Annotated in this window: 11 protein-coding genes; 8 read left to right on the plus strand and 3 right to left on the minus strand. The window is 61.1% G+C overall.

Annotated elements, in window-relative coordinates:
• Positions 1-29 precede the first annotated feature (29 nt).
• The gene (locus ACU680_RS06825; protein ID WP_448179031.1) at positions 30-1,031 is read left to right on the plus strand and encodes a FecR family protein; all 1,002 of its coding nucleotides are present in this window, start codon (positions 30-32) and stop codon (positions 1,029-1,031) included.
• A 66-nt stretch (positions 1,032-1,097) separates the two neighbouring features.
• Here the strand turns inward: ACU680_RS06825 and pvdQ are convergent, their stop codons facing one another.
• Positions 1,098-3,443, minus strand: coding sequence for a bifunctional acylase PvdQ (gene pvdQ, locus ACU680_RS06830; protein ID WP_448179032.1), 2,346 nt, complete (start codon positions 3,441-3,443; stop codon positions 1,098-1,100).
• 277 nt (positions 3,444-3,720) lie between these two features.
• Between pvdQ and ACU680_RS06835 the strand changes: the two genes are divergently transcribed.
• Positions 3,721-4,098 (plus strand): fe2+ zn2+ uptake regulation protein, encoded by a 378-nt coding sequence (locus tag ACU680_RS06835; RefSeq protein ID WP_045122207.1) that lies wholly within the window; start codon positions 3,721-3,723, stop codon positions 4,096-4,098.
• An 18-nt stretch (positions 4,099-4,116) separates the two neighbouring features.
• Here ACU680_RS06835 and ACU680_RS06840 read toward each other — a convergent pair whose 3' ends face one another.
• Complete coding sequence (locus ACU680_RS06840) at positions 4,117-4,305, minus strand: hypothetical protein (RefSeq protein ID WP_007961862.1); 189 nt, start codon at positions 4,303-4,305, stop codon at positions 4,117-4,119.
• A 157-nt stretch (positions 4,306-4,462) separates the two neighbouring features.
• Here ACU680_RS06840 and ACU680_RS06845 point away from each other — a divergent pair, with 157 nt between their 5' ends.
• The 6 genes from ACU680_RS06845 to ACU680_RS06870 all read left to right on the plus strand — a co-directional run bounded on the left by ACU680_RS06845 (position 4,463) and on the right by ACU680_RS06870 (position 11,924).
• Entirely contained in the window at positions 4,463-4,597 is a 135-nt protein-coding gene (locus ACU680_RS06845; protein ID WP_007961861.1) for a hypothetical protein, read from the plus strand.
• A gap of 264 nt (positions 4,598-4,861) precedes the next feature.
• A complete protein-coding gene (locus ACU680_RS06850) occupies positions 4,862-6,118 on the plus strand; it encodes an MFS transporter (RefSeq protein WP_448179033.1) in 1,257 nt (418 codons plus the stop codon).
• A 9-nt stretch (positions 6,119-6,127) separates the two neighbouring features.
• Positions 6,128-7,258, plus strand: coding sequence for a LuxE/PaaK family acyltransferase (locus ACU680_RS06855; RefSeq protein WP_448179034.1), 1,131 nt, complete (start codon positions 6,128-6,130; stop codon positions 7,256-7,258).
• A 1-nt stretch (position 7,259) separates the two neighbouring features.
• Positions 7,260-9,662: an aldehyde dehydrogenase family protein gene (locus ACU680_RS06860; RefSeq protein ID WP_448179035.1), complete on the plus strand. Its 2,403-nt coding sequence runs from the start codon at positions 7,260-7,262 to the stop codon at positions 9,660-9,662.
• Positions 9,663-9,711: 49 nt separating this feature from the next.
• The gene (locus ACU680_RS06865; protein ID WP_448179036.1) at positions 9,712-11,001 is read left to right on the plus strand and encodes a phenylacetate--CoA ligase family protein; all 1,290 of its coding nucleotides are present in this window, start codon (positions 9,712-9,714) and stop codon (positions 10,999-11,001) included.
• Positions 11,001-11,924 (plus strand): GNAT family N-acetyltransferase, encoded by a 924-nt coding sequence (locus ACU680_RS06870; RefSeq protein ID WP_448179037.1) that lies wholly within the window; start codon positions 11,001-11,003, stop codon positions 11,922-11,924. The genes ACU680_RS06865 and ACU680_RS06870 overlap by 1 nt, the downstream gene beginning before the upstream one ends.
• A 48-nt stretch (positions 11,925-11,972) precedes the next feature.
• Here the strand turns inward: ACU680_RS06870 and ACU680_RS06875 are convergent, their stop codons facing one another.
• The gene (locus ACU680_RS06875; protein ID WP_007966295.1) at positions 11,973-12,500 is read right to left on the minus strand and encodes a hypothetical protein; all 528 of its coding nucleotides are present in this window, start codon (positions 12,498-12,500) and stop codon (positions 11,973-11,975) included.
• Between the last annotated feature and the right edge of the window lie 59 nt (positions 12,501-12,559).

Here is a 12,559-nt window from a genome sequence, read left to right on the forward strand (position 1 = left end):
GTTAGAATGCAGCAAATCAGGACGAGTCAATGACCCAAGAATCCCTCTCGGAAGCCGAATACGATGCGATCACCGATGCCGCCGCGCACTGGTGCATGCGTCTGCACGCCGTAGACTGCTCCGCCGAGGAGCGACTGGCTTTCGAGCAATGGCGCGATGCGCATCCGCTGCATGCATTCGAATATGAAGCGATGCTGGAAATCTGGGACGTTGCCGAACACTTGCCACGTCCGCAGACGCCGCCGAGTGTGCCGCTGAATAAACCGCTGCCTGCCTGGCGTCGCTATGCAATTGCCGCGAGTGTCTGTGCGCTGGCCTTGCCACTGGCGGCCTACAGCGGCTGGAACCTGGGCTGGTTGCCCAACAGCTATCAGCACTTCGAAGCCACCGACAATGTCCGTCAGGTCACCTTGAAGGACGGCAGTCAGGTCGAGCTGAACCTCAATACCGAGTTGACCTTCAGCAATTACAAGGACGAACGCCGAGTCACCCTGAAAAAAGGCGAGGCGTTTTTCGAAGTCAGCCATGACCTCTCCCACCCGTTCGTGGTCAGGGCCGGCGAAGGCAAGATCCGCGTGACCGGCACCCGCTTCAATGTCTGGCTCTACGAAGATCAGGTGCGGGTCAATCTGATCGAAGGCTCGGTGCTGGTGACCAGCAACGCCGCCCTGCCCGGCGACGGTCTGCGCCTGGGGCCGGCCATGCAGGCGCAGTACCGGCATGGCGACTACATGCCGCAGATCAGCCAGACCTACGCCAACGACAACGCCCTGGCCTGGCGCAGCGGCAAACTGGTACTCGACAACCTGGCACTGAACGACGCCTTGCCGCTGATCAATCGCTACCTGAACAAACCGCTGAAACTGGCCGACGCCAACACCGGCGCGATCCGCGTCGGCGGCGTCTACAACATCAAAGAACTCGGCGGCCTCGTCAACACCCTGCCCAAGGTGCTGCCGGTCTATCTGACGCGCAATACCGAGGGTGATCCGGTGATCAACTCGATGCCGCGGCAGCCACCGAAGAGTTGAGACACACAAGCAAAAAAAAGCCGCTGTCCCCGTTCAGGGAGCAGCGGCTTTTTCGTTCAGGCTGACTTACTGCGCAACCACCTCGGCGCTCTTGCCCGCCACCTCGCGAACGGTTTGCAGCTGATACTGCGGATCAGCGGCGATCTGCTGCTCAGTGAACGGCAGCACACTCCACTGTTTTTTCGAAAATGCCTCGGTCTGATCGCGAGAGTATTTCGACTCCGGGTCACTCGACAGCGAGAACGCCAGCAGCCCTTGAGCGTGCGGGCCTTTGTCGTCGAAGGTCACCACTTGCAGATAGCTGGTGCCGCTGACCACTTCGAGTTTGCCGTCTTCACGCGGCACACTCTGGATCGCGTTGTAGATCCCCAGCGTTCCCGGGCCGCCGTGAATCGCAGTTTGTCGAGCGCCGCTGCTCACCACCTGAATATCGCCCCAGCGGGTTTCAGGTTTGAGGCCCATTTTCTGTGCCGTGGCGGCCGACGCCAGCAGCGCTTCACGCAGTGCCTTGCTCACCGCCGGTTGCTCGATCGCCAGACCACGTGGCGTGTGTTGCGGGTCTTTTGAATCGAACGGTACGCGCCAGACATCCGGCGCCTGTTGCAATGCCTGCATGATGTTCTGGAAATGCACCAGGCCAATGCCCGAATCCAGATTCGCCCGACCGTCCCAACCCTTGAGGCTGGCGCAAACCGGCTTCAACGCGGCCGCGTCCGCACCCAGATCCCCTGCGCAGAATTTCAACAGATCGGGCAGCACCTGAGACGCCAGATAAACGTTGTCATCCATCACCATCTGTTGCAGATCCTTCACCGCCAGCGGGCCTTTTTTGCCCAGAGTACTCAGACGCTCCAGCGCAAAGCGCGCACGCAGGCCCAGCGGCTGGCCGTCCTGACTGATCAGCGGCGAGAATCCGGTCAGCGGTTGTGCCGGGTTTGCCAGCCACGCTGAATCGTTGGAGTGCTGGACGAAGTCCTTGCGCAACAGTTGCGGCAGCTGGCTGGCGGCGTAAATGCCCTTCTGCGCAGCTTGCGGATCGATGTCCCAGGCGCACGCGCTGTTGGAACCGTCGAGCACGATCATCTGCAAGCCGATGCGCGGATCGCTGCATTTGGCCAGTTTGTCGGCACTGACGTTCGGTACCACCGACAGGTTCATGTACAGCGTCTGTCCCTTGTCATCCACAGCCAAGGTGTTGACCCAAGGGATGCCCTGAATCTTGTGCACCGAATCCTGCAGATCCTTGAGGCTCGACGCCTGGTTCATCGCGTACCACTGCGTCAGCACGCGATCATTGTCCAGGTTGGCGTCGCGCAGGCTGTAGGCGTACTGATGATCCCAGTCGAGTTTGCCCGGCCATTGCACGATCGGGCCGAACTGCGAGCTGTAGACATCGCGCGAAACCGGCACCACTTGGCCATCCGCCTGTTTGACCTGCACAGTGACCGTCTGCTTGTTCAACGGCAGCGACTTGCCGTCGAGCAGGTAGCGGGTCGGGTCTTTCGGATCGAGTTGCAGGCGATACAGGGTGAAGTGCTTGGACGAGTCCACGGTGTGGGTCCAGGCCAGGTGCTGATTGAAACCGATGTTGATCATCGGCAACCCCGGCAAGGCTGCGCCCATGACGTCGAGTTTGCCCGGAATGGTCAGGTGCATCTGGTAAAAGCGCATGCCGCCGACCCATGGGAAATGCGGGTTGGCCAGCAACATGCCGCGCCCGTTGAACGAGCGTTCGCTGCCGACCGCCACGGCGTTGCTGCCGCGATCCAGGGCGAAGCGCTGCAGGCGTGCATCCGCCAACTGATAGGCCTGCGCATTGCTGCCGAGCTGTGCCGTGGCCTGGGGCGGCGTCGCGCCTGCCAGGGCTTCGGCGAACTGCCCGACACCGCCCTCGACCAGCAGGCGTCGAGTGAGTTTCACCAGATCCTCGGCGGCGATATCACGCACCCACTCCCCCTGGCACTGTTGCGGCAGCCCCTGCTGGCGGCGCTCTGCCAGATAGCGGTTGTAACCCGCTGCGTAACCTTCCACCAGATCGTGCACCTGCGCCGGTTGCGCGTCCCAGAAGGCTTTCACTGCTTCGGGAGTGTTGAGCCAGGTGAAGAACAGATCGCTGACGCGATTCTCGCGCTGTTCGACAGTGAACTGCTCCGGCCCGAAATAGCGCGAGCGCTGGCCATTGACCGTGACGATTTCGTTGGCCAGCAGGCACAGGTTGTCCTGCGCGTAGGCGTAACCGATGCCGAAACCCAGGCCGCGCTCGTTCTCGGCGCGGATGTGCGGTACGCCAAAGGAGGTGCGACGGATATCGGCGCTGGCCTGTGCTGCGGGACTGAAGGCATGGGCGGACAGACTGAGTCCGAGAAACGCACCGGCGAGGGCCAGTCCGGTTAACTGTCGGGAAATAATCACACTCGCTCCTGAACGACAAGACAAGGATCGGCGCTTGCGCCGGATCCGCTCTGAAATTGATTCATGCGCCTGGGCGCAAGACGGCTGTTCAGGAAACGAATGCGGGAAAAAAAATTTAGCCCGATTGACGAGGGTGCAATCCACTGATTACGGGAAAACAACGAATAACCGACAAAATTTCTACATATTTCCTTTCATGATTTGTCGTGCTGAAACGTCTTGTTTACTGAGAGCAGTCAAAACGTTTCCTGATCGGGCTCTGAAAAGGAGTAACCCCATGTACAACTCGCAACTACCAACGGACGGTAGCCAGGCGTCACAAGGAGCTGCCATGAGTTCCCGCGCGAGCAGTTTCGCCCCCAGCCCCGAACGCCTGGGTAATGAGCGCATTCGCCTGCTGCTGAAAAGCTTCGGCCTGCGCACCAGCCTGATTCGCCTGAAAGTCATCGACGCCCTGCTGGTCGCCGCGCAAAGCGATCGACGCCTGGGCGTGCGCGGTGTGCACAGCCAGTTGCTGGACCTGGATATTCCGTTGTCCTTTCTCAGCGTGCGCGAAGTGTTGAAGCGTCTGTGTGCCGAAGGTGTGGTCACCTTCAACCCGGACAAGAGTTACAGCCTGCATCCACAGGCTGCTGCCGTGCTCAATCACGATTGAAGCGTCCCGCGATCGCCGTCAGGGTTTGACCTTGCGGCGCATCACCCCGTTGATCACCACCACGACCACCGCCACACCCATGGCGATGTACTGGAACATCTTCTGACTGATCATCCCGGCATTTTGCAGCCAGGACAGGCCGAGCATGATCGCCAGCACCGACAGGGCGATCAGGATCGAGTATTTCAAGCGTTGCTTCTGGGTCATTGCGGGTTCCTGAAACTTTCAAATGTATCCGGTTTGTATCCGATTGCATGCCATGCACATACCGTGTTGCGGGGATGGGCGTGGCTGAACGCGGTCTCATGTTACAGCCGATGAAGAGTTTTGGCTTCATGCCGGCGTAACCATGAGGATCCTTGAAATGTTCCGTCGAATCACCTGGCTGATTCCTGTCCTTGCCGTTCTGACCTTGAGCGGCTGCATCATTTTCCCCCACGGCGGCTGGCATGACGACCACCATCGTTATCAGGAAGGCCCCGGTTATTACCATCGTTAGAACAGGATTGTTCGCCTTCCCGTGTGTCTGAAAGCACAGGAAGAGACGCTGTAAAAATCATCTCAGAGCAAACCATGCCCGCCCGCCAGCGGGCATTTTTTTGGCTGCGCGCGACCGTCGATCATGACTGTTCAATGCGCAGGTCGATTCACTTAAATACGCTGTAAGTATTTGAAATTTCATGTCGCAGCAAAGCATTGGATGCTGCAACAGCTCTGCCCCTAGTCTCTGTGAACCTTCTCGCTCACTGAAACAGGGATGTTTATGCAGAGAACCTTGATCGTAATGACGCCCGTGCAGACTATTGGATTCTGCCTGGCCATTACCGCTTTTGAACTGCTCACCTACATGGCCAGCGACATGATCATGCCGGCCATGTTGACGGTGACCGGCGAGTTCAATGCCGATGCCCGCCACGTTCCCAATGCCTTCAATCTGTATCTGCTGGGTGGCGTGTGCCTGCAATGGTTGATCGGCCCGCTCTCGGATCGCTACGGCAGACGCCGGCTGCTGTTGCTCGGCTGTGCGCTGTTTGGTCTGGCGTGCAGCGCGGCGGTGATGACGCAGCGCATTGAGGCCTTCAACGCAATGCGCCTGATTCAGGGCATGGGTCTGGGGTTCGTCGTTGCCGTCAGCTATCCGGCGTTGCAGGAAGTGTTCTGCGAGGCCGATGCGGTGCGGCTCATGGCGTTGCTCGGCAATGTCGCGCTGCTGTCGCCGCTGCTTGGACCGTTGCTCGGCAGCCTGCTGCTGGAATGGCTGAGCTGGCGGCAGATGTTTCTGGGTCTGGGGCTGGCCAGTGCCGTGGTCTGGCTCGGTCTGCTGGCCTGGATGCCGGAAACGATAGGCGTCACGCGCCGCGACGGCCAACAGCAGGCCCCTGCGTCGTTTTCGCTCACGCAAGTCGGCCGGGGCTACCTCACACTGCTGCGCAATCGCCGATTCGTCGGCTGCAGCGTGGCGCTGGGCCTGATGAGCCTGCCACTGATTGCCTGGATCGGACTGGCGCCGGTATTGCTCATGCAGCGCCTGGAGCTGTCTGCACTGGCGTACGGCGTGTGGCAGATCCCGGTGTTCTCGGCGGTGATCGTCGGCAATCTGCTGCTGGATCGATTGCTCGCCAGACACACACTGGTCCGGGTGATTGGCTTGGCTCTGTGGCCGTTCTGTCTCGGACTGCTGATGCTGATCGGCGCGGCCCTGAGTTCGGCGGCACTGGTAATGGCCGTCGGCGGACTGTCCCTCTATGCGCTGGGACTGGGCATGAGCAACGCTGCGTTGTACCGGCTGGCGCTGTTCTCCAGCCCCGATGGCAAAGGTCTGGTCTCGGCCATGATCGGCATGCTGTCGATTGCCGTGATGGGCCTCGGCGGCTCGCTCATCGCTACCGTTGGTGGCAGCGACAACCTGAAATCCTTCTGCCTGTTGGCAGCCCCCGGCGGCCTGCTGTGCCTGCCCCTGCTCTACCGCATTCTGCGCCACAACCCTGCGGCACCCGCCGCGTCCAACGTACATCAATAAGGATATTCGATGAATTTATTTCCCCATGGCGATGCGCTCTGCGCATTGCCGCAACCCTATTGCCCGGACTCCGTACCCGCGGGGCTGTTCAATCAGGCCATGAGCGAAATCACCCGCTTCCACGCTCGCCATACGCCCGGTTACGGCCATTGGCTGAAGGCCCACTCGGTCGATGCCGATGATCTCGACACGCTGGACGACTGGTCGCAACTGCCACCGATTTTCGCCAATTTCTTCAAGCAACATTTGCTGCTCAGCCCGACGGGCGAGGACGCTCTGGAGCTGACTTCCTCTGGCACCAGCGGGCAGAAGAGCCGCATGCGGTATGACGCGCGCAGCCTCGGCGCAGCGCAGTACATGGTCGAGCGGATATTCGCACAGTACGGCTGGATCACACCGCATACACCTTGCAACTATCTGCTGCTGAGCTACGAACCTGAGCCGTGCAATACCCTGGGCACGTCCTTTACCGATCAGTTCCTTTGCGGCTTTGCCCCCGCCAACCGGGTGGTTTACGCCTTGCGACGCAATGGTGACAGCCACCAGTTCGATCTGTTCGGGGTCATCGCGGCTCTGCAGGCGTTTGCCGAAGAAGGTCTGCCGGTGCGTATTTTCGGCTTCCCGGCGTTTCTCTGGGAAACCCTGCAACGCATGCGCGCCACGGCTGTGCAGGATGTGCAACTGCCAGCAGGATCATTGGCATTTTTCGGCGGCGGCTGGAAAACCCGCACCTCCGAAGAAGTCCCCAAGCAACAGCTGTACGCGCGGATCCAGCAGCAACTGGGCATCAGTACCCGGGACTGTCGCGATGGTTATGGCGCCGTCGAGCACGCGGTGCCTTACATCGAGTGTGCCCACCACCGCTTTCACGTGCCGGTCTATTCGAAAGTTTACGTGCGCAGCGCCGTGGACTTTTCGGTCCTGCCCTATGGGCAATGCGGACTGCTGAATCTGGTTTCGCCCTACATTTCCTCCAGTCCGGCGCATGCGGTGGTCATGAGTGACCTCGCCACGCTGCATCCCGCCGCCAGTTGCGACTGCGGCCTGGCAAGCGAATGGTTCCAACTGCATGGCCGCGCCGGCACCGCCGCCGCGAGGAGCTGCGCCATGGCTGCCTCCGAACTGCTGGGGAGGCACTGATATGTACTTGATCAACGGACAACTGCACACCGAGTGCGACCTCGACAGCGCCTTGCAGCAACTTCACGTGGAGTTGCCACAACATCTGCAGACGCCACTTGAAACCGCCACGCTGCTTGCAGCCGCCGAAGCCTTCGCCACCCACCTGCAACAACACGCATCGGGCCTGCCGCTTGATGCCGGGCAACGCCAGGCGCTGATCGATTTCTGCCAGCCTGCCGCGCTGCAAGCCAAGCTTGATCGCGAGCTCGGCCTGCAACCTGATTCGCTGCGGCGCATCGACTATCGCCAGTCACGCTTTGAGCGCTGGAGCCCATTGGGCCTGGTGGTACACATCACGCCCGCGAACGCGCCACTGCTGGCGTTTTGTGCGGTGATCGAGAGTCTGCTGAGCGGCAACGTCAACTGGCTGCGCCCCAGCAGCAGCGACGGTGGCCTCACCGCGCGATTGCTCCAGGCATTGCTCGCATGCGATCCGAGCGGTCAACTCAAGGGTTATGTCGCAGTCCTGCCGGCGAGCACCGGACAAATCGGCCAACTGTGCAGACACGCCAACGGTGTCGCGGCGTGGGGTGGCGAAACCGCGCTGCACGCCATTCGCCAACACGTACCGCCAGGATGTCGCTGGATCGACTGGGGGCATCGCATCAGCTTCGCCTATCTGACCCCGGACGCGGTCCGCCCCGCCGTGCTCGATGCCATCGTCGATGAAGTCTGCCGCCTCGATCAGCAAGCCTGCTCCAGCCCGCAATGGCTGCTGGTGGACAGTGATGATGCCGCCGTGCTGAGCGAGATTGGCGCTCAACTGGCCACCGCATTCGAACGCCGCGCCGGGCGATGGCCGGCCCTCACACCCACGCTTGAAGAGGCTTCGCAAATCACCACCTGCACGGCAATGGCGCAGCTGGCCCAGAGCTTTTCCGGGAACACCGGTCGGGTCTGGAGCGCGCCGGGCTGGCGCGTGATCTGGAGCCATGATCGCCAGCTCGAACCGTCGGCGCTGTTTCGCAGCCTGCTGCTCAAGCCCCTGCCCCGCGAGCTGCTCAGCGCTACGTTGCTGCCCTGGCGCAACGTCCTGCAAAGCTGTGCCTTGTTGTGCCCTGAGGCGCAGATCACCGAACTGGCGCAAACCCTGATCGCCGCCGGTGTCACCCGTATTGCCCCGCTCGACGCCATTCACGACGGCTACGACGGCGAACCCCATGACGGCGTCTACGCCTTGCAGCGCCTGAGTCGTCGAGTGTCGGTCAGCCTGACGCCGAACTCACTGGCGCGCCACGCCACGCTGGATCGCCAACCGTCGCCACCCGCGCTGGCCGGTGTGCCGATCATGGACAAGACAGCCTTCATCGATCGACCGCCGCACCCGCAGGCGCAGCTGTATTTTCGCTCCGGAGGCAGCAGCGGCACGCCGGCGCTTTCCGGCTTCAGTTACCACGACTTCCAGCGCCAGATGCAGGCGGCCGCCGATGGCTTGCTGGCGGCCGGCCTGGAACCGGCGCGGGATCGTGTGATGAACCTGTTCTTCAGTGGCGGCCTATACGGCGGCTTCTCCAGTTTTGCCAAGGTGCTGGAGCAACTGCAGGCCCGGCACTGGCCAATGGGCGCGCCGGCAGATGACGATTACCGGGAGATCGCGCAGATGATCGAGCAACAGCAGATCAGCGTGTTGATCGGGATGCCCGCCACCCTGCATCGGTTGTTTCTCAACGAGCAGCAAACGCTGCGGCGTTATGGCGGCATCGAAAAAGTCTTCCTCGGCGGCGAACACCTCAGTCAACCCACCCGCGATTTGCTGCACAGCTGCGGCGTGAGCCTGATCCGTTCGGCGATTTACGGCAGCGTCGACGCCGGTCCCATTGGTCATGCGTGCCATGCCACGCCTGATGGCGTCTTTCACCTGATGAGCGAAATCCAGCATCTGCAGATCGTCGATTTCGCTCAGGACACGCCGGTCAGTGACGGCGAGCCCGGTCGACTGCTGGTGACCACTCGCGCACGCCAGGGCCAGTCCGTGCAGCGCTATGACATCGGCGACAGCGGACGCTGGCTCCCCGGCCCGTGTGCCTGCGGCCTGACGTCGCCGCGCTTCGAACTGCTGCAACGCCACGGCAAGCTGCTGCGCATCGGCACCGATTTCATTTCACTGGCGACGCTGGCGCAACACCTGCAAGCGCCGTTTCAGCTGGTCCTCGATCACGGCCCTGACGGCCTGGAACGCATGCGACTGCGCTGTCCTCTGGAACCGGCCGAAGCCCACCGACGACTGCAGAATTATTCGACGCTGATCACGCTGGTGCAGACCGGTTTGCTCACGCTGGATGTCGAGCATTGTGCCGTCGAGCAGTTCGCCCGAAACCGGCACAGCGGCAAGACGCCCCTACTGATTGATACGCGCCGCTGACAGCAGCTACCTGCACGCGGCCCATCGCCACTCATACAAGAAAAAAATCATGAACACGCTCATTGAATTGAACGATTTGCTCGGTTACACCCGCCATCATTCGGCCTATTGCCGCGAACACTTCAAAAATGTCGCGGCCCCCATCACCGCTTTGACCGAACTGCCACTGATCGACCCTGAACAATACTGGCGTGACAGTCAGAATCCGCACCGATGGCCAGTGTTGTCAGGCCCGCTGGAAGACGCGATGGTCTTCAAGACCGGGGGCACCACCGGCTCAGGAAAACTCTCGCTGTTCACCCGCGCAGAATGGCACACCCTGGTGCGCGATTTCGGCAGCCACCTCACGGCGCAACTGAATCCCGGTGACCGGGTCGCCAATCTGTTCTTCGTCGGCGACCTGTATGCCAGCTTCATTTTTCTCCACGACGCGCTGGCACATGTCCAGACCCCCGTCAGCGAATTTCCCTTCACCGGGGCCGTCGACAGCGCCGTACTGGCCGAGTCGATCGTTGCGTATCGGATCAATGTGTTGGCCGGTCTGCCGGCGCAAATGCTCAAATTCGCCGCCTGGCTTGAGCGCCAGTCACGGATCCTGGAGGGCATCGAAACCCTGCTCTACGGCGGCGAGAGCCTGTTTGCCGCCCAGCTGCAAACGCTCCAGCGGGTGTTCCCGAACGCACGCATTGCCTCTATCGGCTACGCCAGCGTCGATGCCGGACTGATCGGCGTCAGCACCCGCGATTGCGCCCTGGGCGAACACCGGATGCTGGAGCGGCACAGCGTGCTGGAGATCATCGATGAGGTGAGCGGTGAGATCATCGAAGAGTGCAACCGTAATGGCAGACTGGTTCTGACCAACCTCACCCGGCGCCTGATGCCGGTGATCCGCTACCCGGTCGGCGACCTCGCCTGCTGGCGTGAACCGCCGGGGACGCCGATGCGCAAGTTCGCCCTGATGGGCCGCAGCATGAACAGCCAGCGCGTGCGGGTGAGCGTGTTGAGTCTGGATACCGGTGACATCGGCGAGCTGGTGCGCAAGATCGCCACCAGCGATGACTGGCAACTGCTCATCGAACAGCGAGCAAGCAAAGATCTGCTGAGCCTCAAGTGGGTACCCTGCACGCGAACACCTGACATCAGCCAGGCAAGCTCGACCCTGCGCCGTGCGCTGATCGACCAATACCCGCTGATCGAGAAGCTGCAGCTCGATCAATTGCTGGAGCTGAACGTGATCGCCTGTGCGAACGATGAACTGACCTGTCATCCACGCTCCGGCAAACATCAGCGGGTCGTGGATCGACGGGTTTACGAGCATCCGCAGCAGGGACAAGCGTGATGGACACGACAATCTTCCGCCGCTATCGCGTCGCCGATGCGCCGGCAGTCAGCCGCCTGTTCGAAGAAATCTACGGTGTTCATTATCCTCAACCCCACGTGTATCTGCCCTGGATGATCAGCCAGAACCACAGTGACGGTCGCTGGCACTCGCTGGTGGCAGTGGTAAACGAGCATATCTGCGGGCACGCCACGTTGTTTCGCCAATCTGGCCGAACCGCACTGGCGGAGCTGGCACTGACCGTGGTACACCCGGAAGCCCGCGGGCAAAACATCGCCACCCAGTTGGGCCAGCAGCTGCTGATTCATGCCCAGGCGCTGGATTGCCGAGGCGTGACGATCAAACAGGTCACGCACCACCCGTATACGCAGCGCATGGCCGCCGGTCTGGGGTTTCACAGCTGTGGTCTGTTGCCCGATTACGCGCCTTCGCCGTTCGATGGAACAGGGCGGGAGACGATTGTTGTGGGTCACTGCAGCATCGACGGTCATCAGCGCCCGCTGCCGGCACTCGCCTGGCCGCAGGATTGCCGCGAGCTGATGTCGCGTCTGGAGGCGGTGTTTGGTACCACCGACAATACCGTGCCATGGAAAGGCCCGAAGATCCGCTTCGATCACGTATCAGGGCGCTATGACCTGCTGCTCAAGGCCCTCGATGACAACCTGCTCAACCAGTTGGGACAACTGCCGGCGCACTGGCTGATTTCGATCAGACTCAGACTCGCCCAAGGGTTTTCCAGCGCGCTGCACAAACTTGCCGATGCCGGTTTCGCTTTCACCGGGGTTGTCCCCGATGACTACAGCAACGGCTGGCTGGCACTGTTTCATCGTGGCTACCAGACCTCCACGCTGAGCCTGCACTGTCCACACATGCAGCATCTGCAGGATCAGGCGCAGCAGGCCGGCGAACGGTATCAGGACTAAAAACGAAAACGGCCCACCCAATCAATGGGTGGGCCGTGGGTGACGGGCTCAGGCCTTGGCTTTGACGCCTTGGTCCACCGGCTTCGGCGCGTTGCCTTCACCGTAGGTTTTCAGGTTCTGCAGCACGTAGATCGCCTTTTTGTATTCAGGGATCAGGTTCTTGCCGTAGGCATTGCCATTGAGGCCATTGTTCTGGATCGCGTCGAGCTGGGTCGCGAAATACTCAAGCGCATTGAATTTGGCATCAACGTCTTTGGTCACGCCGAAGCGGTCGAACTTGTCGCCGGCATTGAGCAGAGTGAACGAGGTGATCTCGGAGATCAGTCCGCGGCTGCGCAGGAACACGCTCAGATTGCCCAGTTGCTTTACCGAGGTGTTCGACGGATCGAAGCCCTTGATGTTCTTGCGCAGGCCCTGCTTGTCCATTTCCGCGGTGTTGATCGCGTTCGGATCATTGCCGACCATGGTCAGCATCTGCTGCACCTTGACGCTCTGACTCACCTGCTTTTTCGCGCCCGTATTACGAACCAGCACCCCTGCCTTGCTCTCCCAGCCGCCGACAATGCCGATCGTCATGAGAAGACTCCCTGTGAAATAACCATGAAATGTCCTTGCTGGACTACTCGAATGCCGCG

It is taken from the genome of Pseudomonas sp. LF020 (assembly GCF_053456425.1).

Coding starts and splice junctions, on each gene's coding strand:
- ACU680_RS06845 (WP_007961861.1), top strand. CDS start 4,463: ATGTTCCGTCGAATCACCTGGCTGATTCCTGTCCTTGCCGTTCTGACC.
- ACU680_RS06875 (WP_007966295.1), bottom strand. CDS start 12,500: ATGACGATCGGCATTGTCGGCGGCTGGGAGAGCAAGGCAGGGGTGCTG.
- ACU680_RS06840 (WP_007961862.1), bottom strand. CDS start 4,305: ATGACCCAGAAGCAACGCTTGAAATACTCGATCCTGATCGCCCTGTCG.
- ACU680_RS06835 (WP_045122207.1), top strand. CDS start 3,721: ATGTACAACTCGCAACTACCAACGGACGGTAGCCAGGCGTCACAAGGA.
- ACU680_RS06870 (WP_448179037.1), top strand. CDS start 11,001: ATGGACACGACAATCTTCCGCCGCTATCGCGTCGCCGATGCGCCGGCA.
- ACU680_RS06865 (WP_448179036.1), top strand. CDS start 9,712: ATGAACACGCTCATTGAATTGAACGATTTGCTCGGTTACACCCGCCAT.
- ACU680_RS06825 (WP_448179031.1), top strand. CDS start 30: ATGACCCAAGAATCCCTCTCGGAAGCCGAATACGATGCGATCACCGAT.
- ACU680_RS06850 (WP_448179033.1), top strand. CDS start 4,862: ATGCAGAGAACCTTGATCGTAATGACGCCCGTGCAGACTATTGGATTC.
- ACU680_RS06855 (WP_448179034.1), top strand. CDS start 6,128: ATGAATTTATTTCCCCATGGCGATGCGCTCTGCGCATTGCCGCAACCC.
- ACU680_RS06860 (WP_448179035.1), top strand. CDS start 7,260: ATGTACTTGATCAACGGACAACTGCACACCGAGTGCGACCTCGACAGC.